20 protein-coding genes and 1 pseudogene are annotated in these 20,850 nt (G+C 66.2%); 5 read left to right on the top strand and 16 right to left on the bottom strand.

Translation table 11 applies throughout. From position 1 onward, the window contains the following. The first annotated feature begins 34 nt into the window (after positions 1-34). Complete coding sequence (locus tag D6M19_RS23775; protein WP_206428618.1) at positions 35-808, top strand: class I SAM-dependent methyltransferase; 774 nt, start codon at positions 35-37, stop codon at positions 806-808. A 24-nt stretch (positions 809-832) separates the two neighbouring features. Here D6M19_RS23775 and D6M19_RS23780 read toward each other — a convergent pair whose 3' ends face one another. Beyond that, entirely contained in the window at positions 833-2,881 is a 2,049-nt protein-coding gene (locus D6M19_RS23780; RefSeq protein ID WP_206428619.1) for a glucose PTS transporter subunit IIA, read from the bottom strand. 127 nt (positions 2,882-3,008) lie between these two features. On the opposite strand from D6M19_RS23780, the pseudogene D6M19_RS23785 reads away from it, so the two are divergent. Beyond that, positions 3,009-3,158: pseudogene (locus tag D6M19_RS23785) on the top strand (methyltransferase type 11); the annotation flags it as partial. Here D6M19_RS23785 and D6M19_RS23790 read toward each other — a convergent pair. Next, positions 3,146-3,493 (bottom strand): CD225/dispanin family protein, encoded by a 348-nt coding sequence (locus tag D6M19_RS23790; RefSeq protein ID WP_123027730.1) that lies wholly within the window; start codon positions 3,491-3,493, stop codon positions 3,146-3,148. The pseudogene D6M19_RS23785 and the gene D6M19_RS23790 overlap by 13 nt on opposite strands. 104 nt (positions 3,494-3,597) lie before the next feature. On the opposite strand from D6M19_RS23790, the gene D6M19_RS23795 reads away from it, so the two are divergent. After that, the gene (locus D6M19_RS23795) at positions 3,598-5,076 is read left to right on the top strand and encodes a glutamate-cysteine ligase family protein (protein ID WP_123027731.1); all 1,479 of its coding nucleotides are present in this window, start codon (positions 3,598-3,600) and stop codon (positions 5,074-5,076) included. Further along, the gene (locus D6M19_RS23800; RefSeq protein WP_123027732.1) at positions 5,073-5,513 is read left to right on the top strand and encodes a hypothetical protein; all 441 of its coding nucleotides are present in this window, start codon (positions 5,073-5,075) and stop codon (positions 5,511-5,513) included. Before D6M19_RS23795 ends, D6M19_RS23800 begins: the two co-directional genes overlap by 4 nt. Here D6M19_RS23800 and D6M19_RS23805 read toward each other — a convergent pair. The 10 genes from D6M19_RS23805 to D6M19_RS23850 all read right to left on the bottom strand — a co-directional run bounded on the left by D6M19_RS23805 (position 5,510) and on the right by D6M19_RS23850 (position 15,736). Further along, positions 5,510-6,886: a cation:dicarboxylate symporter family transporter gene (locus D6M19_RS23805; protein ID WP_123027733.1), complete on the bottom strand. Its 1,377-nt coding sequence runs from the start codon at positions 6,884-6,886 to the stop codon at positions 5,510-5,512. The genes D6M19_RS23800 and D6M19_RS23805 overlap by 4 nt on opposite strands. Before the next feature lie 49 nt (positions 6,887-6,935). Further along, complete coding sequence (gene egtE, locus D6M19_RS23810; protein ID WP_123027734.1) at positions 6,936-8,063, bottom strand: ergothioneine biosynthesis PLP-dependent enzyme EgtE; 1,128 nt, start codon at positions 8,061-8,063, stop codon at positions 6,936-6,938. Then, positions 8,060-9,025, bottom strand: a complete 966-nt coding sequence (gene egtD / locus D6M19_RS23815; RefSeq protein ID WP_123027735.1) for an L-histidine N(alpha)-methyltransferase — start codon at positions 9,023-9,025, stop codon at positions 8,060-8,062. Before egtD ends, egtE begins: the two co-directional genes overlap by 4 nt. Then, positions 9,022-9,717, bottom strand: a complete 696-nt coding sequence (egtC, locus tag D6M19_RS23820) for an ergothioneine biosynthesis protein EgtC (RefSeq protein WP_123027736.1) — start codon at positions 9,715-9,717, stop codon at positions 9,022-9,024. The genes egtD and egtC overlap by 4 nt, the downstream gene beginning before the upstream one ends. Then, positions 9,717-10,997, bottom strand: a complete 1,281-nt coding sequence (egtB, locus tag D6M19_RS23825) for an ergothioneine biosynthesis protein EgtB (protein ID WP_123027737.1) — start codon at positions 10,995-10,997, stop codon at positions 9,717-9,719. The genes egtC and egtB overlap by 1 nt, the downstream gene beginning before the upstream one ends. Then, the gene (gene egtA, locus D6M19_RS23830; protein ID WP_123027738.1) at positions 10,994-12,289 is read right to left on the bottom strand and encodes an ergothioneine biosynthesis glutamate--cysteine ligase EgtA; all 1,296 of its coding nucleotides are present in this window, start codon (positions 12,287-12,289) and stop codon (positions 10,994-10,996) included. The genes egtB and egtA overlap by 4 nt, the downstream gene beginning before the upstream one ends. 120 nt (positions 12,290-12,409) lie before the next feature. Then, the gene (locus tag D6M19_RS23835) at positions 12,410-13,036 is read right to left on the bottom strand and encodes a sensor domain-containing protein (RefSeq protein WP_123027777.1); all 627 of its coding nucleotides are present in this window, start codon (positions 13,034-13,036) and stop codon (positions 12,410-12,412) included. Between the two features lie 52 nt (positions 13,037-13,088). Further along, positions 13,089-13,517 (bottom strand): organic hydroperoxide resistance protein, encoded by a 429-nt coding sequence (locus tag D6M19_RS23840; protein WP_206428620.1) that lies wholly within the window; start codon positions 13,515-13,517, stop codon positions 13,089-13,091. 267 nt (positions 13,518-13,784) lie between these two features. Next, a complete protein-coding gene (locus D6M19_RS23845; RefSeq protein ID WP_123027740.1) occupies positions 13,785-15,227 on the bottom strand; it encodes a catalase in 1,443 nt (480 codons plus the stop codon). Between the two features lie 86 nt (positions 15,228-15,313). Then, entirely contained in the window at positions 15,314-15,736 is a 423-nt protein-coding gene (locus tag D6M19_RS23850) for a hypothetical protein (protein WP_234835012.1), read from the bottom strand. A 111-nt stretch (positions 15,737-15,847) separates the two neighbouring features. Between D6M19_RS23850 and D6M19_RS23855 the strand changes: the two genes are divergently transcribed. Next, entirely contained in the window at positions 15,848-16,543 is a 696-nt protein-coding gene (locus D6M19_RS23855; RefSeq protein WP_123027742.1) for a PAS and ANTAR domain-containing protein, read from the top strand. Here D6M19_RS23855 and D6M19_RS23860 read toward each other — a convergent pair. The 4 genes from D6M19_RS23860 to D6M19_RS23875 all read right to left on the bottom strand — a co-directional run bounded on the left by D6M19_RS23860 (position 16,528) and on the right by D6M19_RS23875 (position 20,796). After that, positions 16,528-17,232, bottom strand: a complete 705-nt coding sequence (locus D6M19_RS23860) for a DUF6766 family protein (RefSeq protein ID WP_234835013.1) — start codon at positions 17,230-17,232, stop codon at positions 16,528-16,530. The two genes, D6M19_RS23855 and D6M19_RS23860, sit on opposite strands and share 16 nt — an antisense overlap. Before the next feature lie 61 nt (positions 17,233-17,293). Beyond that, complete coding sequence (locus tag D6M19_RS23865; RefSeq protein WP_123027743.1) at positions 17,294-18,421, bottom strand: DUF4185 domain-containing protein; 1,128 nt, start codon at positions 18,419-18,421, stop codon at positions 17,294-17,296. A gap of 43 nt (positions 18,422-18,464) precedes the next feature. Then, on the bottom strand, positions 18,465-19,499 hold the full coding sequence (locus D6M19_RS23870; protein WP_123027744.1) for an aspartate-semialdehyde dehydrogenase: 1,035 nt from the start codon (positions 19,497-19,499) through the stop codon (positions 18,465-18,467). Between the two features lie 31 nt (positions 19,500-19,530). Beyond that, complete coding sequence (locus tag D6M19_RS23875; RefSeq protein ID WP_123027745.1) at positions 19,531-20,796, bottom strand: aspartate kinase; 1,266 nt, start codon at positions 20,794-20,796, stop codon at positions 19,531-19,533. Between the last annotated feature and the right edge of the window lie 54 nt (positions 20,797-20,850).

Consider the following 20,850-nt stretch of genomic DNA (forward strand, 5'->3'; position numbering starts at 1 on the left):
TCCTGCTCCCTCCTGAGACGCTCAACGGTCCATCATGGACTACATGGCAACCGAGATCGTCGACATTGACCGCATGCCGAGGGGCGGGCCCGATGCCTCGTGCGTCGACCGGTTACTTGAAACCGACCGGCTGGAGTACCTCGACCGCGACGACGTCGACGAGGAGAAGAAGCGCAGCGTGATCAGGGCGCTGGAGTGGACCGGCGAGGTGTTCGGCAACACCGAGAGGTTCGCGCGGACCGTGCTCGACGAGGTCGCTGACGTGCCCGACCCCAAAATCCTCGAGCTCGGCGCGGGCCACGGCGCCCTGTCGCGCACGCTGCTCGAATGGCATCCGAGCGCCGAGCTCACGGTCACCGACGTCGAGCTGTCATCGGTGCAGGCGATGGCGGCGGGCGAGCTCGGCGAGCACCCCCGCGCGACGGTGCGCGAGATGGACGCCACCGCCATCGACGCTGCGGCCGGGCATTTCGATCTTGCGGTGTTCGTGCTGTCGTTTCACCACCTGCCGCCGTCGCTGGCGTCGCAGGTGATCGCCGAGGGCACCCGGGTGGCCGACAAGCTGCTGATCATCGACCTGCCGCGGCCCCCGTGGCCGCTGCACCTCATCCGGTTGGCGACGATGCTGCCGTTTGCGCCATGGCTTCCGTTCGTGCACGACGGCGTGATCAGCTCGCTGCGCACCTACAGCCCGTCGGCCCTGCGCGCCCTCGCCGCACACGCCGATCCGTCGATCGACATCGAACTGCGCGGTGGCCTGTTCAGCCCCCAGGTCGCCGTCGTGAGCCGCCGGCCTCAGTCCATGTAGCGGCGATGGTGGCCGCAGCCGACATCAGGGACTCGCGGTGTCCATGGCGGTCGCCGGCTTCCTGGCCACCTTCAGGATCGGCGCGCCTGCGCTCACCACACCTGAGGCGACCGGTTCCACGGACGCGAACTTCTTGCCGTTCAAAACGATCACGGGGGTGACCAACGAATACCCGGCGTCCTCAATCACCTTGCGGTCGAACATGACCAGTGGAGTGCCGACGGTGACCCTGTCACCCTTGTTGACCTTCACATCGAAACCCTCGCCCTTGAGTTGAACGGTGTCGATGCCGACGTGGATGAGGACTTCGATACCGCCGTCGAGCACAAGGCCGAACGCGTGACCTGTCGGCTGTGCTGCGACGACGATTCCGTTCCCGGGGGAGTACGCGGTGCGACCGGAAGGCATTATGGCGACGCCGGGACCCATGGTGCCTTTACTGAACACCGGGTCCGGCACCTCGGCCAGCGGTACGACCGTGCCGTCGAGCGGCGACGCGATCTCGGTGGTAACGCCGCTGTCCCCGACGGACGTGATTTCCGAACCGGCGGCCACAGTCGCGGCACTGGCCGAGGCAGACGTGGTCTGCAGACCTGCCACGGCCACCCGGTCAGCCTCGAATTCCGCCTCTTGTTCGGGGTTGCGGTAGCCGGAGAGGATCACCAGGGTCATCGCGGTGACGAACGCCGCGGCGACCGCGATCGCGTACAGCGCCATATTGCTGAACGCCGGAATAGTCAGCAGCGACGTGAACACGAACGCTTGGGTCTTGACGCCACCGCCGATGCCGATGATGATCCCGCCCACCAGACAGCCGACCAGCATTCGGGGGTAAATCCGTTTGAACCGCAAGTGAATGCCGTACAGCGACGGTTCGGATATGCCGCCGAGCAAACCCGCGGCAAGGGCCCCGATCGCTGTCTGCCGCATTGGTATGTCACGTTCCCGCCAGGACAGGTACAGCACCCCGGCGGTGGCGCCGAAGCAGGCGAAATTCCACGCACCCATCGGACCCTGGATGTAGTCGTAGCCAAGGGTCTGGATGTTCAGCAGCATGATCGCGTTGATCGGCCAGTGCAGGCCCAGCGGCACCATGAACGGGTAGGCCAGCGGGATGACGATGGCGAAGATGAACGGGGATATGTCGTTGATCGACTTCAGCACGTTGGCCAGGCCGGCACCGGCGTAGACGCCAATCGGCCCGATCAGGAAGGCCGTCAGCGGGATCATGATCAGCATCGACAAGAACGGTACGAAGATGAGCTGAATGTTTTCCGGGATGATCTTCTTCAGGGTCTTGTACAACAGGCCAAGCACCGCGGCCATCAGCAGCGGCGGAAACACCTGTGAGCTGTAGTTGAACACCGTGAGCGGCAGACCGAAAATTTGCACGATGTCGACTTCGGAGCTGAAGACCACGACCTTGTGCGAGACGTCCTCAAGCGCGGCGAACCCTGGCAGCATGACGACGGCCATGATCGCGAACCCGACCCAGGGGTCCGCGTTCAGCTTCTTCGCGGCGTTGTAGGCGACCATCAACGGCAGGAATACGAACACGGACTGCCAGCACAGGTTGATGAACTGCCAGGACGGCGACAGTTCGACGCGCGGGTCGGCCCAGTTCGGGATGACGCCCAATGTGCTCATCAGCGACATGAACGTGATGAACAGCGACGCACCCAGCAGTGCACCCAGGATCGGCCGGAACGAGTCGGAGAGAAACTCGAACAACGAGTCGAGCCAGGCGAACTTCCCACGCGGGCCCTTGGCGCGGGCGGCGGCCTTGATGGACGCCGCGTCGTCACCCCCGCCGCCGCCACGATTGGCCATCGCCGGCAACGCCATGATGTCGTTGAAGACGGTCTGGACGCCGCCGCCGATGACGACCTGGTACCGATTGCCGGCCTGGGACACGACGCCCAGCACGCCGGGCACCGCTTCGACGTCCGATTGCTGGATGCTCGAGGAATCCCTGAGCTGGAAACGCAGCCGCGTCGCGCAGTACGTCAGGTCCTCGATGTTGTCGGCTCCACCGACACTCTCCACTATCGCTGCCGCCGCGTTCGACACCATGGGAACCCCTTAAATGTTCACCAGTGGTAACGCTCGACTTTGGCCGCACTGTGCGACGGGACGCGAGCGCTGCCCGCTGGCGGTGATGTTATCGACGCCGGGGTTGACGTGGACCGAAATGGACTTCCTGGCGACGATGCTGCCGTTTGCGCCATGGCTTCCGTTCGCGCACGACGGCGTGATCAGCTCGCTGCGCACCTACAGCCCGTCGGCCCTGCGCGGCGGCCTGTTCAGCCCCCGGGTCGCCGTCGTGAGCCGCCGGCCTCAGTCCATGTAGCGGCGGTGGTGGCCCCAGTCGCCGCCCTGCGAGATCAACACGAGCACGAAGATCGCGTAGAAGATCACGAACAACAGCAAGAGGGCGCCTGCGAGCCACAGCGACAACTGGCCGAGCCTTCGCGCCCGGTCCGATGCGTACTGCGCGCCTGCATAGTTGCCCGCCGCCCACAGCGGATAGACGTTGAACGCATGGGTGAACGCAGAAAACGACAGAGGCCAGAAGAACAGCACGGCGGCGACGGCCCAGCCCGCGTTGTGCGGCGGCGGGCCGACCGGCGGTGCGGTGGCCGGCGCCTGCGCCTGCGGCGCAGTGGTGGGTTCGGATTCAGTCATTTCAGGCTCCCCAGTCGATGATTGGCGACAACTCCGAAGGTACCCGTGCGGGGATATGCCCGATTTCCTTGCGCCCGCGTCATCGACCCTGTTGCATCGGCTCTGTGGGCGAAGAAGTGAAGCAGACCGACTTCAGTCGCGCGCACCGCCGCGAATACCGACGCAAGGTGCAATTGTGCCTCGACGTGTTCGAGACGATGCTGGCCCGCTCGAGTTTCGAATTCGAGCGCCCATTGACCGGCATGGAAATCGAATGCAACCTCGTCGACGCCGACTACCAGCCCGCGATGAGCAACTCAGAAGTGCTGGCTTCCATCGCCGATCCGGCGTACCAAACCGAATTGGGCGCCTACAACATCGAATTCAACGTCCCGCCCCGACCGCTGCCGGGACGGGCGGCCTTGGACCTGGAATCCGAAGTCCGTGGCAGCCTCAACGCCGCCGAGTCGAAGGCGAGTTCCAGCGGCTCGCACATCGTGATGATCGGCATTCTGCCGACCTTGATGCCCGAACACCTAACCGGTGACTGGATGAGCGAATCCACCCGGTACCAAGCCCTCAACGACTCGATCTTCTATGCCCGCGGCGAGGACATCCAGATCGACATCGCGGGACCCGAACGGCTCAGCTTGCAGGCCGCGTCCATCGCACCCGAATCCGCTTGTACGAGCATGCAACTGCACCTGCAGGTGTCGCCGGAAGACTTCGCGAAGAATTGGAACGCTGCGCAGGTGATCGCCGGCCCACAGTTGGCGTTGGGCGCCAACTCGCCGTACTTCTTCGGACATCAGCTGTGGTCGGAGACGCGGATCGAACTGTTCGCCCAGGCCACCGACACCCGCCCGGACGAGCTTAAGGCCCAAGGTGTGCGGCCACGCGTCTGGTTCGGTGAACGGTGGATCACGTCGATCTTCGATCTGTTCGAGGAGAACGTCCGCTACTTTCCGTCGCTGTTGCCCGAGCTGTCCGATGAGGACCCGGTCGCCGAACTCGCCGACGGGCGCACGCCGACGCTTCCGGAGCTGCGGCTGCACAACGGCACGATCTACCGGTGGAACAGGCCGGTGTACGACGTCGTCGACGGCCGACCCCACCTGCGGGTCGAGAACCGCGTGCTGCCCGCGGGCCCGACGGTCGTCGACATGATGGCCAACTCGGCCTTCTATTACGGCATCCTGCGCAGCCTGTCCGAGGAGGACCGGCCGCTGTGGACGAAGATGAGTTTCGCTGCCGCACATCAGAATTTCCTCGAGGCCGCCCAACACGGAATGGATGCCAGGCTGTACTGGCCCGGCCTCGGCGAGGTGACGCCTGACGAACTGGTCCTGCGTCAGTTGTTGCCGATGGCCCGCGACGGTCTTCGCAGCTGGGGCGTGTCCAGCGAGGTCTCCGACCGGTATCTCGGTGTCATCGAGGGCCGTGCCAAGACGGGGCGCAACGGGTCGGTCTGGCAGGTGGAGACGGTGCGGGCGTTGCAGGAACGCGGTATGGCGCGGCCCGCGGCGCTGGCCGAGATGTTGCGGCTGTACTGCGAACGGATGCACAGCAACGAGCCCGTGCACACATGGGAGATCAGCGGATGAGAACCGCGTGCCGGTTGCTCATTGTGACGGTGCTGGCCGCCGCGCTGACGGCATGCCAGGCCAGCAGGGAGGCCGAAGCCGATCCCGTGGAATTCGCTCTGGGCCAACAGTTCCCGCTGACCGCAGGGCAGGAGGCGACGATCGCAGGCGAGAACCTGCGGGTGCGCTTCACCGACGTGCTCGAAGACTCGCGGTGTCCGACCGAGGTCGAATGCTTCTGGACCGGGCAGGCCCGCATCGCAATCGCGGTCCAGCCGGCCGGACGCGCGGCAACGACCGTGGACTTCAACACCAACCCTGCACCTGGCCAGAACGTGCAGACCGCTGACGTCGACGGCTACACGATCGCGTTGAAATCCCTTGACCCGTACCCGCGAACGCCCGACGACGGCACCGCATTCGAGGACTACACGGCGACGCTGGTGGTGGGGCGCTAAGGAGCGGCGGCGGCCTTCGCGGGCTCTTTGTCCTCGGTCGGCTCGTCGTCCTCGTCGATCATCGTCCGTTCGTCGAACGGGATGTCGCCGTCGAGCACGTTGTGCACCCGGTCGCCGTTCATGGAGTTGGTCCACGTGCCCACCAGCAGGGTGGCCACCGCGTTGCCGGAGAAGTTGGTGACCGCGCGGGCCTCGGACATGAACCGGTCGATGCCGACGATGATCCCGACGCCGTCGAGCAGATCGGGGCGGTGGCTCTGCAGGCCTGCGGCCAGCGTCGCCAGCCCCGCGCCGCTGACCCCTGCGGCCCCCTTGGACGCGATGATCATGAACGCGAGCAGACCCAACTGTTCGGGGATCGACATCGGGGTGCCCATCGCATCGGCGATGAACAGCGACGCCATCGTCAGGTAGATGGCCGTGCCGTCCAGGTTGAACGAATAGCCGGTCGGCACAACGATTCCCACCGTCGCCGGCTCGACACCCGCGTGCTCCATCTTGGCGATCAGCCGCGGCAGCGCGGACTCCGACGAGGAGGTCGCGACGATCAACAGGTACTCGCGGGCCAGATAGCGCACCAGCTTGAATATCGACACCCGGGTGACCATCCACAGCAGCGCACCGAGCACACCGAACACGAAGATGAGGCAGGTGAGATAGAACGCCAGCATCAGCACAGCGAGCTGGACGACCGCGTCGAACCCGGTGGCGCCGACCACCTCGGCGATGGCACCGAACGCGCCGATCGGCGCTATCCAAAGCACACCGATGAGGATGCGGAAGACCAGTTTCTGCAGCAGCTCGATGCCGCGTAACAGCGGCACCCCCGAGCTGCCCATCATTTGGATCGCGAAGCCGACGAGCAACGCCACGAAGAGCGCCTGCAGCACGTTGCCCTCGGTCAGTGCGGAGAACAGCGTCGTCGGGATGATGTCGGAGAAGAACTCCATTGGGCCGCCCTCGGAGGCGGCCTCCCCTGCCAGTTCGGCGCCCTTGCTCGGATCGGAGGGGATGTTGAGACCGGTTCCCGGGCTGATCAGGTTGCCGACGACCAGGCCGATGGCCAGCGCGACCGTCGACATCGCCAGGAAGTAGGCGAGTGCAAGCCCGCCGACCTTGCCGACCGCGGTCGCCTTGAGCTTGCCGATGCCGATCACCACGGTGCAGAAGATGACCGGGATGATCATCATCTTGATCAGCTTGACGAACAGCTCGCCGAGCACGCCGAGCGACTTACCAAGGTCCGGCGCGACCAGGCCGACGATGATGCCGGCGACGACGCCGATGATCACCAGGATGTAGAGCCAGTGGGTGCGGTCCCGCTTTTGCTTCTTCGGCTTCTCGTCGCGCTCGACATCGACGTGCTCGGTCATGGTCGGCCCCTTAGTGTCGTGCCTGTGGGGTAACCAGAAGTGGGCTGTGTCACACCTCGGATGTCGCAGCTACCAGGGCTTCGGCGAATATCTCCAGGTCGTCGGCGGTGGTGTCGACATGCGGCGACACCCGCAGCACCGGCGCAGCCATCTCGAACGGCGCGCGCTGCACCTCGGCGTAGGTGGTGACGATCCCACGTTCGGCGATGAGCCACGCCCGGACGCGCTGCGGGTCTGCACCCGCGGTCGCTTGCAGCGTGGTGATCGCCGTCGGCTCATCGACGGGCTCGACGACCCGCCACCCGTCGACGTCGGCCAAAGTCGTCCTGGTCAATCGCCCCAGCTCGGCCAGCACGGCGCGGATGTTCTCCGGTCCCGCCGCGAGGTTCTCACCGAGTGCGACCGAAAGCCCAACGCGCGCAGCGAGATTTGCCTCACCGTGCTCGAGGCTCTGCATGACCGTGAACGGCAGGTTCCATTCCGGTGGAGGCAACCGCGGCCGAAGACGCTCGGCCAGTGCCGGTGTGATCGCCAGCATGCCAACACCGCGCGGGCCTGCGATCCACTTGCGCGACGACGAGTAGACGGCGTCGGCGCCCACCGCACAGTCGATGTGTCCGAAAGCCTGGGCAGCGTCGATCACCAACGGCAGTCCCACGCCGTGGCACACCTCGGCGAGCTCGCGGGCGGGCTGGACGATTCCACGGTGGCTGGCCAGCGCGGTCAGGTGCACCAACCCGGGCGGACTGACGGCCAGCGCCGTGGCGGCCTCATCGACCACCAGGCGTCCGGTCCGGTCGGCCGGCAGGACGCGCACATCGAAGCCGTTCGCCGCCATCACCGCGAGGTTCGGCCCGTATTCACCGGGCAGACATGCCACGGTGCGCGGCCCCGTCCAGCTGCTCAATAGCAGGTCGAGGGCGTGATTGGCGCCGGTGGTGAAGACGACGTCGGACGCCGTCATCCCGGTCAGCACCGCGATCGCCGAGCGGCCGGCGTCGATGACGGGCGCGGCGGCCGCCGCGGCGACATATCCGCCGACTTCGGCCTCGTGCCTGGCGTGCTGGGTGGCGGCGTCGATGACCGCCAAGCTCTGCCGCGAGCACGCGCCGCTGTCCAGGTGCAGGCCCGCCACCTTCGGCCGGGCGGCCCGCCACCGGTCCGCGAGCACGGTCATCGCGTGGACAGCGACAGCCCGAAGTCTCCCGCGCGATCGGTCCACCAATGCGTGCGTCGCAGGCCCGCGGCGGCCAACTCCTCCGCCACGCGCTCCTGGCGGAACTTGCATGACACCTCGGTGAGCATCTCCTCGCCCGCGGCGAAGTCGACGGTCAGATCCAGCGCCGCGACGCGAACCCGTTGCGCCGAGCTTGCCCGCAGCCACATCTCGATGCGTTCCTCGTCGGCGTTCCACCGCGCCACATGGTCGAAGCGCCCGAGGTCGAAGTCGGCGTCGAGCTCACGGTTGACCACCGCCAGCACATTGCGGTTGAACCGCGCCGTGACACCCGCGCTGTCGTCATAGGCGCGGACCAACCGGCCGGTGTCCTTGACCAGGTCGGTGCCGAGCAGGAGGCTGTCGCCCTGCGCAAGCGCGTCGGACAGCGCCGAAAGGAACTCGGCGCGCGGGCCGGGCGTCAGATTGCCGATCGTGGACCCGAGGAACACGACGAGCCGCCTGCCGACGCGAGGGATCTTGCCGAGATGCTCCTCGAAATCGCCACATACGGCGTCGATCTCGATCCCCGGATACTCGTCGAGGATGGCCGAACTGGCGGCCTGCAGCATCCCGGCGTCGACGTCGAACGGGATGAAGCGGCGCAGTGCTCCGGTGTCGCGCAGTGCGCTGAGCAGCAGCCTGGTCTTCTCCGAGGTGCCGCTGCCGAGCTCCACGAGGGTATCCGCGCCGGATGCGGCGGCGATCTCCGCCGCATGGTCGCGGAGGATCTGCGCCTCGGTCCTTGTCGGGTAGTACTCCGGCAGCCGGGTGATCTGGTCGAACAGGTCGCTGCCGACCGAATCATAGAACCACTTGGGCGGCAACGTTTTCGGTGTCTGCGTGAGGCCGCCGTAGACATCGCGGCGCAGCGCCTGTGCTGCGGAGTCAGCCGCGAGATGGTTGGACAGCGACAGTGTCATTCCGATCCTTTCAGCGCGGTCAGGTCCACGCGGGAGTCAGTGACCGCGACGAGGTGGCGGTCGGGGATCTCTTGCCAGTCCTCGTGGTCGTCGAATGGTTCACTGGCAAGCACCACGCCCTCGTCACGCCGGAGCAGAAACAGGGTGTCACCCCATGTGGTGGCGCGCAGTTCAGATCCGTTGCCTGCCAAAATGTTCAGCCTGGCATTGGGGTCAGCCGCCGCAATCTCGTGGATGGTATCGCCGAGTGCGTCGAGACCGCGTTCGAAGATCAGCGCGGCCAGCAGCGCACTGTCATTGGTCGATTCGGCCGCCGCGGACGCGGGCAGCACGGCGCGATCCACCAGACCGTTGTGCGACAGCAGCCACCGTCCATCGCTGAACGGCGCCGATGCCGACGCCTCGATCGGCATCCCGACACTCGCCGAGCGCACCGCGGCCACCACGCAGCCGCTGCGCAGTACCGGCGCCACCGACGCAAACGACGCATCGCCCCATAGCGGAGCAGCGCTGCGCCAACGCCGTGGTGCGGCGTCTTCGTCGAAGAACCCGACGCCCCAGCCGTCGGCGTTCATCAGCCCGTGCTTCTGCCGTCGCGGCGAATACGACTGCACCAGTAGGCCATACAGGGGATCCAGCACGAGTGATGCCACCGAACGCGGCTCACCCAGCCAGCCAAGGTGGCGACACATCAGACGTCCCAGGCCAATCGCAGCCCGCTGAAGATCTGCCTGCGGATCGGGTGGTCCCAGTTGCGGAAGCTCGGCCGAATGATGTCTGCTGCGACCGCCCACGAACCGCCGCGCAACACCTTGTAGTCGCCGTCGAAGAACGGCTGGCTGTACAGCTCGTAGAGCATCGGTGTGAACCCCGGCCATGGCCGCAGTGGAGACGACGTCCACTCCCATACGTCACCGAGCATCTGCTCGGCGCCGTATGCCGATGCACCTGTCGGGTACGCGCCGACCGGAGCGGGGCGCAGGGCGTCCCCGTCGAGGTTGGTGAACGCACTGGTGGGTTCGGATGCGCCCCAAGGGAATCGACGCCGCGCGCCGACGTCTGGATCCCATGCGCACGCCTTCTCCCACTCGACCTCGGTGGGAAGCCGCGCGCCTGCCCACGCCGCGAATGCCTCCGCCTCGAAGTACGTGACGTGCTGCACGGGCTCGTCGGCCGGAATGTCCTCCACGTGGCCGAACCGGGTCCGGGTGCCGTCAGCGTTCCAGAACTGCGGAGCCGTCAATCCCGCCTGCTCGCAATGTGTCCAACCACGTTGCGACCACCAGCGCGGCTGCCGGTAGCCGCCGTCGTCGACGAACTGCCGCCATTCGCCGTTGGTCACCGGCACCCGGCCGATTCGGAAGGCGGGCACATCGACGATGTGGGCGGGCCGCTCGTTGTCCAGCGAATGGGGCTCGGTCACCGCGTCTACGCCGAGGACGAACGGGCCGCCGGGCACCAGCACCGATGTCCCGGCCACATCCGGCCTACCCGGCGGAAGCGCGGTGCCGTGGTCGAGCAGGGCGGGACCCGTCCGCAGATTCAACGCCTGCATCATCGTTTCGTCGTGCTGGTTTTCGTGGCTGATCACCAGGCCGAAGTTGAACTCCGCCTCGACGTCGTCGTCGGTGAGCGCGTCAAGGGTGTCGAGCGCCTTGTTGCGCACCGTCGCACAGAACATCCGCGCATCCGACGGCGGCAGAAGCGGCAGGTCGACCCGGCTGGCGCGGGAGTTCTCGAACGCGTCGTAGAGGCGTTCGACGTCGGGCGTCAACATGCCCGGCCGGTGCGGATCATTACCGCGCAGCAGCCACAGCTCTTCCTGCCATCCGATATGCGCGAGATCCCACAACAGAGGGCTCATCAACGGGTCGTACTGCCGGTGCAGTTCCGCGTCGTCGAACTCGACCAGCCGCAGCGTGCGATCGCGCGCCTTGGTCAGCCGGCGCGCCAGCGTTTCGCGTGAGGTCACTGCTCCCCTTGCGCCACTTCGGTGACCGCGGCCGCGATCCCGTTTCTCACCACCCGGTCGGAGAAGTCGTCGGCCGGACAGCGTCCCAGCTCTACCGAACGCACCAGCCGCTGCATCGATTCCTGGAGTTCGGCGGGGGCGCGCTCGGCGGCCGCCTGCACGCAGCGGACGGCGGCCTCGGCCAGCAGCCGGTCACCGAGGCCGATCTGGGCGGCACGATCCCATGCCGTCGCCACGGGTTCGGTGGCTTCGGCGGCGGTGTCGGCGGCGACGGGGTCGTCGAGGAGCGTGGCAAGGGTGAAGACCAGGGCGGGCCAGTCCGCGTCGGGCACGCTGTCGAGATAGCGGATCTCCAGAAAGCGCCGCGGTCGGACCGGGGGGAACAGCGTCGTCAGGTGGTAGTCCAGGTCGGCGACGGTCGGCCTGCGATCACCGAGCAATATCCGCCCGTTAGCCCAGTCCGCGAACGGCACCCAGTCGCTCATCGGCACGGCGTCTTCCTCTGGAGTGGGATGCACGAGCATCACCGGCGCCTTGAGCGCATAGCGCGCCCAGTCGCTGGCGGGGTCTTCACCGCTGAGACCAAGGATCGGCCCGCACCGCGCGGAGTCGAGCTGACTCCACACCCACTGCCGCGAGCTGCGCCAGCCGGTGAACTTACCGCCGAGCAGCGGTGAATTGGCGGCGATCGCGATCATGGTCGGGCCGAGCGCGTGGGCGAGCTCTATGCGTCTTGTCCACTCCGCCTGCGGGCCCGCTTCCAGGTTCACCTGCACAGATGCCGTCGACGTCATCATCGCCGCAGCGGCGGGACCGCTTTGGCTGGCGGCGAAGAACTCCTCCATGGCGCGGTAGCGATCGCCAGGGTTCACTCGTTTGGCGGGCCGTAGGGGGTCCGCGCCGAGAAGCACCAGACCGAGACCCGCTTCGGCGAACGCGTTCCGAAGAACCGCACGGTCGTCGGCCATTGCCTGAATTGCGGGCAGCACACCGTCCAACGGCGGCCCGGACAGTTCCACCGCACCCCCGGGTTCAAGGGTGATCAGGCTGCCACCGGGGAGAGCCGGGACGCCTGCGACGACAGCGGTCAGCTCGTCCCAAGAGGGCCTGCGACGTGGTTCGGCGGTGTCGAAGCAGTGCGCTTCGATCTCCAACCCGACTCGGCCGACCGGGGCGTCGGTCAGACACTTGGCAGTGATATAGGACGCAGCGTCGTTCGCGCTGGTCAGTACGGTGTCAGGGGCGGGCCCGGGGGGTGTTTCGCGCAGGTCGGACACGATGGTGTTGGTCATACCAACCGTCCCTCCGGGGTCTCGGACACTCGCCGCCGTCATCCATCTTCCAGATGACACTGACAAAGTCCTGCGATTCACGCATGACGGGTCGATGACGGGTACCCAAAAGGGCCGTTGCTACTGCCCCAAAGTGTTCTGCATCGCGCCTGCCAGAACGTTCACCGCGGGTCCGCCGTTGCCCGGCTGGCAGACTTTCGCTTGCAGCAGAACGTTCTCCCGAAGCCGTGTCGTGGTGAAGCAGCGTCGGTCGGTGCCCGCCTCCTGCTTCACCCAGTCGGCGTCGGTCGCCGACGCCGGACCGCCGGTGAACGACCACACCTCGGTCGCCATGGTGTCCAAATGCATGGCCGTGGTCTGGCCCGAGCAGCCCACCGTCCGGTCGACGACCCGGTGAAAGGCGCGGTCGGCGGCGTCGTTGGTGGCGAATACACCGACCGCCTGCTTGACGCGGTGCGTGTCGTCGGTCGCCGTCTCCTGCGTCGTCGTCCCGTTGAACGACGCCAGGTCGGGGTCGGCGTACACCTCGGGCAATCCGATGTCGGCCCAGTTGTTGCACACCGGGTTGTCGACCCAATACGACTGGAACGGGTCGGTGAACGGCGCATCGAACCGAAACGTGGCGCCGACGATGTTGCCGACCGATCCCTTCCCGAGGACGGCGTAGTTCACCACGCCGGGATCGGATGGGCGGGCGTCCGCGGGGGCGGCGACCGAAAGACCGAAAGCCAGACCGACGGCAACCATGGCGACCGCGGTTCGCCCCCGGCGGCTGCGCGGCCGCCGCGACGTCACCCGACTAGACCTTCGCCGACAGCTTGACGTCGATGTTGCCGCGGGTGGCCTTGGAATAGGGGCAGACGCCGTGCGCCTTCTCCATCAGTTCCTCGGCGGCGCTCTGCTCGAGCCCGGGCAGGTAGCCGATCAGGTGCGCGTTGATGCCGAATCCGCCATCGGGGTCCTTGCCGAAACCGACCTGGGCCGTGATTCCCGAGGCGTCGTCGAGGTCGATCTTCTCGTTGCGGGCAACAAGGCGTAGCGCACCAAGAAAACATGCGGAGTAGCCGGCGGAGAACAACTCCTCGGGGTTGGTGCCCTCGCCGCTGCCACCCATCTCCTTCGGCGGACGGGTATCCAGGTCGATCCTGCCGGTCGTCGACTTCACGTGACCGTCGCGGCCACCCCCGGTTGCGGTTGATTCTGCGGTGAAAAGGACTTCGATGCTCATGGGCTCGATCATGCCAGCTACCGGTCGGGCTCAGCACCGTGCCTTCGAGCGGCGCAAACACCGACCTTCGGCATTCCCGCACGCAACGGTGAACATGGCCGCACACCCGACGACACAGCAAAATCAATAGGGGGCCCCGTCGCCGACGGTGGTCGCCGACGGCTCCGTCCAAGAACTGACGCTCGTCTCGGTAGGGACTTGCCCCGCGGCGAACCTGACCGCAGTTTGGGCACGGGTCGGCCCCTGAATCGGCCGCCCGCCAACGTCTCAGGCGCCGCGCACGCCTTCCTCGATCTTCTTGCCCAGATCGGGATCGACGTTGCGCCAGTACTCGAACACCCGCGAAAGCACTGGTTCGCGAACACCGTCGGAGACGTGGCCGATGATGTTGTGCGCCAACCGGTCCCGAGCCTCGTCATCGAGCACCTCGCGGACCATCGTGCCGGCCTGACCCCAGTCGTCGTCGTCCTGGCGCAGGGCGTACGCCGTGCGGACCATGTCGCCGTCGGACGCCCAGTGCACCTCGGCGGCGCGCCTGGCGTCCACCTCGGGACCACCCATCGAATTCGGTGTGTAAACCGGGTCGGTGGCGTTTCGCATCCGCATCGCCCCGTCCTTCGAGTAGGCATTCACCTCGACATGCGGCTCGTTGACCGGGATCTGCTTGTAGTTCACCCCGAGCCGGGCACGATGTGCGTCGGAGTAGGAGAACCCGCGGGCGAGCAGCATCTTGTCCGGGGAAAGGCCGGTGCCTGGCACGATGTTGTTCGGCTCGAACGCGGCCTGCTCGATCTGCGCGTGATAGTCGGTGACGTTGCGGTTCAGCGTCATGCGGCCCACCTCATGCAGAGGGTAGTCGCCGTGCGGCCACACCTTGGTGAGGTCGAACGGGTTGAACCGGTAGGTCTTGGCATCCTCGAACGGCATGATCTGCACGTGCAAGGTCCAGCTGGGGAAGTTGCCGTCCTCGATCGAGGTGAAGAGGTCGCGCTGGTGGTAGTCGCCGTCCTCGCCGGCCAGCCGGTCGGCATCCTCCTGCGTAAGGAAGTCGATGCCCTGGTCGGTCTTGAAATGGTATTTGACCCAGAACAATTCGCCGTCGGCGTTGAGCCAGCTGTAGGTGTGGCTGGAGTAGCCGTTCATGTTCCGCCAGGTCTTCGGAATGCCTCGATCGCCCATCAGCCAGGTGACCTGATGCGCCGATTCCGGTGAGAGCGTCCAGAAGTCCCACTGCATGTGGTGGTCGCGAAGGTTGTTGGCGGCCATCCGCTTCTGGCTGCGGATGAAGTTCTGGAACTTCATCGGGTCGCGGACGAAGAACACCGGCGTGTTGTTGCCGACCATGTCGAAGTTGCCCTCGCTGGTGTAGAACTTCAGCGCGAAGCCGCGGGGGTCACGCCAGGTGTCTGGGCTGCCGCGCTCGCCTGCCACCGTCGAGAACCTGGCCACCATCTCGGTCTTGGCGCCGGGCTGCAGGAAGGCAGCGCGGGTGTACCTGCTGACGTCCTGCGTGACCTCGAAGTGGCCGAACGCGCCGCCGCCCTTGGCATGGGGCTGCCGCTCCGGGATGCGCTCCCGGTTGAAGTTCGCCATCTGCTCGATGAGGTAGTGATCCTGCAGCAGGATCGGGCCATCGGGCCCTACGGTCAGCGAGTGCTCGACGCTCGGCGCCGGCGCACCGGCGTCGGTCGTGGTGAACTTGTCAGCCATCAGTTGTCATCTCCTCGACGAATAGTGAGGCGGACTGAGCCTCGTCGAGTTGAATCCCCGTTGATGCACCGATTCAAAACCTCGTACTACGGACGGGGCTGGGCCGAGGTCGCCGGCGCCTGGGGTGACTCCTGCTGGGAGCCGGGTCCACCGGGCCCACCCGGACCGAACGGCGGACGCTCGAACCGTGGCGGCCCCATCGGCCCCATCGGACCTACCGGGCCCATCGGGAACATCGGCGGCGGCCCGCCGCGGTGAAACATCCCGAACTCGCGATCGCCTCCGCCGTGGTGGCCGCGGTTGCCACCGGCATGCGCGCCGAGGATGAAGCCGCTGAAGAAGATGACCGCGACGATGAAGACGACACCTGCGACTATGCCGACCCATGCGGCGACCGCGGGGAGCCGCGAGCGACGCGGCTCGCGCTCGACGTATGTCGGTTGCGACGAAGGGCTTGCGGTGGCCACCGGCGCCGTCGCCGGTTCGGGTGTCGATGTTGATTCGCTCATGGCTCTGAGCATGCAAACATTTGTGATGCACCCGGCTTGATTTGCATATGAATCAGCTGTGAATTCAATAGCGTGCCAAAATTGCTACATGGCCAGCGGTCTGGTTGAGAAATGAGCCAGGACTCCACCGTCGAGCAAGCCTTGGCGGGCGGCGCTCCGCAGCACTTTGGTTGGTACCGCTTCTACTTCGAAGACGAGCGGTGGGAGTGGTCGCCCGAGGTGGCCCGCATTCACGGCTACGAGCCGGGCGAGGTCACACCGACGACTCGGCTGGTGCTGTCGCACAAGCACCCAGAGGACTACGAACAGGTCGCCGCGACGCTCGAGGACATCCGCCGGACGCACAAGCCGTTCAGCACCCGCCACCGCATCGTCACCGTCGCGGGCGTGACGCGCGAGGTCGTCGTGATCGGCGAACGCATGCACGACAACGCCGGCCGGGTGATCGGTACGCAGGGGTTCTACATCGACGTCACGCCTGCCGGTGAGCTACAGGCGGCGATCATCACCGAGGCTGTCGCCGAGATCACGGAGAATCGGGCGGCGATCGAGCAGGCGAAGGGCATTCTGATGCTGGTTTATCGCATTCAGGCCGACGCCGCCTTCGACCTGTTGAAGTGGCGCTCCCAGGAAACGAATGTCAAGCTGCGCGTGTTGGCTGAACAGCTCGTCGCCGACATCCGCGCCCTGGAGTACGGCGAAGACATCCCGCCGCGATCGACTTTCGACCGGCTACTGCTGACCGTGCACAAGCGAGTGAGGGCGAAGGCCGCAGGCAAGCACACCCGCGGTCAGTCGCCGGTGTGACGGTGTGGTTCGGCGACCGGCTTGGATTCCGCAGAACCGCGCTGCCGCAAGAAGATCGACAGTCCGACGATGGCGGCCACGGCGATGAACTCGCTCTGCCAGTTCTGCATCGACTCGAACCAGAACTGCGACGTCGTCAGGTAACGCCACACCGAGACGGCGCTCTCGCCGTGTTGCACTTGTTCTTCGCTGAACGCCTTCGCGCCGCCGATGGCGTGTAGGCCCAGAGACGCGAAGAACAACACGAAGAACGCGATGGCCAGTGAGTGTTCGTAAATGCGCAGGACCCAACCGCCCCTGCGCACGGGCCAGGGCGTCCACCGGTTCGGTGTGGTGTCCCGGGGATCCTTGTCCTGCGGTGCCGACCCGTGAAGCGGCTTCGACTCAGACGAGCCCTTCTGGTACAGGAATGCCGTGAGCACGACATACATGCCCATCTGCAGGAATTCGGATTCCCAGTTCTCGAACGTCGCTTCGACGAAATCGCCGGTGGACAGGTACCGCACCAGTGAGATCTGTTGTGCGGAGCCGTGCTCCTGCTGCTCCTGGTTGTAGACCGCCCAACCCGACACGATCATGCCAACGAAGAAGACGACGAACAGCCCCAGACAGGCGAGGAGCAAGCCGTTCTCATGCAGCAGCCTCCGTGCGCGACCCTGCGCCATGTTCACCTCCCATCCCGTGCCCACGTGGGCTTGCCCGACCGACTGGAAATCCTGACCTCCCGCACGGTGAATGTGGCTTCCGCCCTCAGCCCGACCACGGCTTCAACGGATTCACCGCGAATTGGATGACGCGGTACGGCGACTGGGCACGCGGCAGCGTATTCCACTGGCTGATGAACACGCGCACCTCGTCGAGCGTGGATCCCGGCGAGACATAGCCGCCATACGGCTGCGCCAGCCGGTTGACCTCGGGAGGCGGCAATTCCTCTGCGGGATCTGGCCATTCGCTGGCGAAAACAACGGTGGTGACCGGCGCGGTGCCAAGCGCGGTGGGGTCGTCGGCGACACGCACCTCCATGTTCCCGTTGCTGGCGTTGAAATACGACAGTACGGTCTTACCGTCGATCTGCCGGATGCTCATCTCACCGACCCTGTCCGGCCACAGCGGAGTGGGGGCCTTGTTCCAGCCGGCCAACGACCAGCCCTGCCAGCTCGACCGGTCGGTGAACGTCTCCCGTTTGGCGCGGTACAGAACGACGGGGCCGGTGCGGTCGAAGTTGTTGGCCACGATGTATACCCAGCCGGTGGGTGAGTCCGCCGTCGGGATCGGGTCGTAGTATCCGCTGATCTGGCTCTGCCTGCCGCCCTCGAATCCCGCCCCCCGTACCGAACCCGGCAGCGTCGGCCAATTACCCTGCGCAGGATCGGCTTTCACCAATCGAGACGACTGCGGGCGCAGATCCTTGGCGGTGGTCACCATCATGTAGTTCTCGCGGTTGATCTGCACGACGCCCGCGGGCAGCTGCGACTCCCCCGGCCGCGTCGGATCGGCGAGCAGCGGCTTGTCGGTTCCGGTGACGCCGTCATATCGCACCCCGGTTGGATCGTCGATCGAATCCGTTTCGACATGCAGCGCGATGGGCGAGTACCAGCCGCCGAAGCCGACGCCCTGCCCGGCGAAGCTGTCCCCGCACACCTGCAGGATGCCGCTGGGAAACTCCATGAACTCGCATAGATCGGTGGCGCCGACACCGTAATCGCCTGTCGGCGTGCCTGTTCCCGCGGTCGGCCCGATGCGCAGCACCTGCCCCGGCGCGAGCGGCGGCAGGATCGGCTCCGGAATCGGTGACGGTGGATCGGCCTGGGCGGGCGTAGCGGTCAATAGGACGACGGTGAGCGCCGAAATCGACAAAATGGCGGGGCGCACTCGCATTATTCCGCCCAAACGTCGGTTTCGGCGCACAGGGGGGCGGGGGTTAGAGCTCGGCGGCTAGCAACTCGGCAATCTGAATTGTGTTCAGCGCAGCGCCTTTACGCAGGTTGTCGCCGGACACGAACAGCGCGAGCCCTCGGCCGTCGGGCACCCCGGGATCCCGGCGGATCCGACCGACAAGCGTTTCGTCGACGCCGGCGGCCGCCAGCGGCGTCGGCACGTCCACCAGCTTGACGCCCGCGGCACCGTCGAGGATCTCTTGCGCACGCTCGGGGGACAGCGGCTCGGCGAACTCGGCGTTGATCGACAGCGAGTGCCCGGTGTACACCGGCACCCGCACACAGGTGCCGCTGACCAGAAGGTCCGGGATGCCGAGGATCTTACGGCTCTCGTTGCGCAGCTTCTGATCCTCATCGGTCTCACCGGAGCCGTCGTCGACGAGCGAGCCGGCCAGCGGGACCACGTTGAACGCGATCGGTGCGACGTAGCAGACCGACGGCGGGAACTCCAGCGCGCCGCCGTCGTGCACCAGCTTCTCGCTCTCGTCGACGACCGCGCGGGTCTGCCCGAAAAGCTCCTGCACGCCTGCCAGCCCGCTGCCCGAGACCGCCTGGTACGTCGAGGCGATGATGCGCACAAGGCCCGCCTCGTCGTGCAGCGGCTTCAACACCGGCATCGCGGCCATCGTCGTGCAGTTCGGGTTGGCGATGATGCCCTTGGGCCGACTGCCCGCGTCGCGCTCGAAGTTGACCTCGCTGACGACGAGCGGCACGTCGGGGTCCTTGCGGAACGCCGACGAGTTGTCGATGACGACGGCGCCTGCGGCCGCGAACCGCGGGGCCTGCACACGCGACATCGTCGCGCCCGCGGAGAACAACGCGATGTCAAGGCCGCTGGGATCGGCGGTCTCGGCGTCCTCGACCTCGATCTGCTGGCCGCGGAATTCGAGCTTGCGCCCCTGCGAGCGCGCCGACGCGAAGAACCGTACCGACGTGACAGGGAATTCGCGCTGCTCAAGCAGCGTGCGCATCACCTGGCCGACCTGCCCGGTCGCGCCGATTACACCAATGTTGACCATCGTCTATCCCGTCGCTTCGCTCGCCGCGGACCTAGCGTCCCGTTCCGGCGTACACCACTGCCTCTTCGTCGCCGCCGAGGTGGAACGCCTCGTGTAACGCCGAAACAGCCTTGTCCAATTCGGTGTCCTTCACCAGCACCGAGATCCTGATCTCGGAGGTGGAGATCAGGTCGATGTTCACCCCGACCCCGGCCAGCGCCTCGCAGAACGTCGCGGTGACGCCCGGGTGGCTGCGCATGCCTGCGCCGATCAGCGACACCTTGCCGATGTGGTCGTCGTAGAGCACCTTGGTGAAGCCGATCTCGTTCTGCTGTGCCGTCAGCTTCTCCACCGCGCCGGGCCCGCTGTCGCGAGAGCAGGTGAAGGTGATGTCGGTCTTGCCGTCCTCGATCTTGGAGATGTTCTGCAGCACCATGTCGATGTTCACATCGGCGTCGGCGACGGCGCGGAACACCTTCGCGGCGTAACCGGGAACGTCGGGCAGGCCGACCACGGTGACCTTGGCCTCGCTGCGGTCGTGCGCGACTCCTGTAAGGATGGCGTCTTCCATCGGGATGTCCTCCATCGATCCTTTGACTACCGTGCCCGGCTTGTCGGTGTACGACGACCGGACGTGAATCGGGACGTCATACCGGCGGGCGTATTCCACGCAGCGCAGCATGAGCACCTTCGCCCCGGCCGCCGCCATCTCCAGCATCTCCTCGAAGGACACGGTGTCGAGGTGCCGTGCGTTCGGGACGATGCGCGGGTCGGCGGTGAAGATGCCGTCCACGTCTGTGTAGATCTCGCAGACGTCCGCCTTGAGCGCGGCGGCCAGCGCGACGGCCGTGGTGTCCGAGCCACCGCGGCCGAGCGTGGTGACGTCCTTGCTGTCCTGGCTGACGCCCTGGAAACCGGCGACAAGCACGATCAGCCCCTCGTCAAGCGCCGAGCGCAGCCGGCCGGGAGTGACGTCGATGATCTTGGCGTTGCCGTGGGTACTTGTGGTGATCACGCCCGCCTGCGACCCGGTGAAGGACCGGGCCTGCGCGCCGAGAGACTCGATGGCCATCGCGACCAGCGCATTGGAGATGCGCTCCCCCGCGGTGAGCAGCATGTCCATTTCCCGCGCAGGCGGGGCCGGTGAGACCTGTCTGGCCAGGTCGAGCAGGTCATCGGTGGTGTCGCCCATCGCAGAGACCACCACGACGACGTCGTTGCCCTGCTTTTTGGTCTCGACGATGCGCTCAGCGACGCGACGGATCCGTTCGGCGTCAGAAACCGACGATCCGCCGTATTTCTGCACGACGAGCGCCACTGTGGTGAACCCTCCCTGGTTTCGCGGGTGATCCGTGAAGATCCCACCAAGGAT

The organism is Mycolicibacterium stellerae (genome assembly GCF_003719305.1).
Lineage (GTDB): Bacteria > Actinomycetota > Actinomycetes > Mycobacteriales > Mycobacteriaceae > Mycobacterium > Mycobacterium stellerae.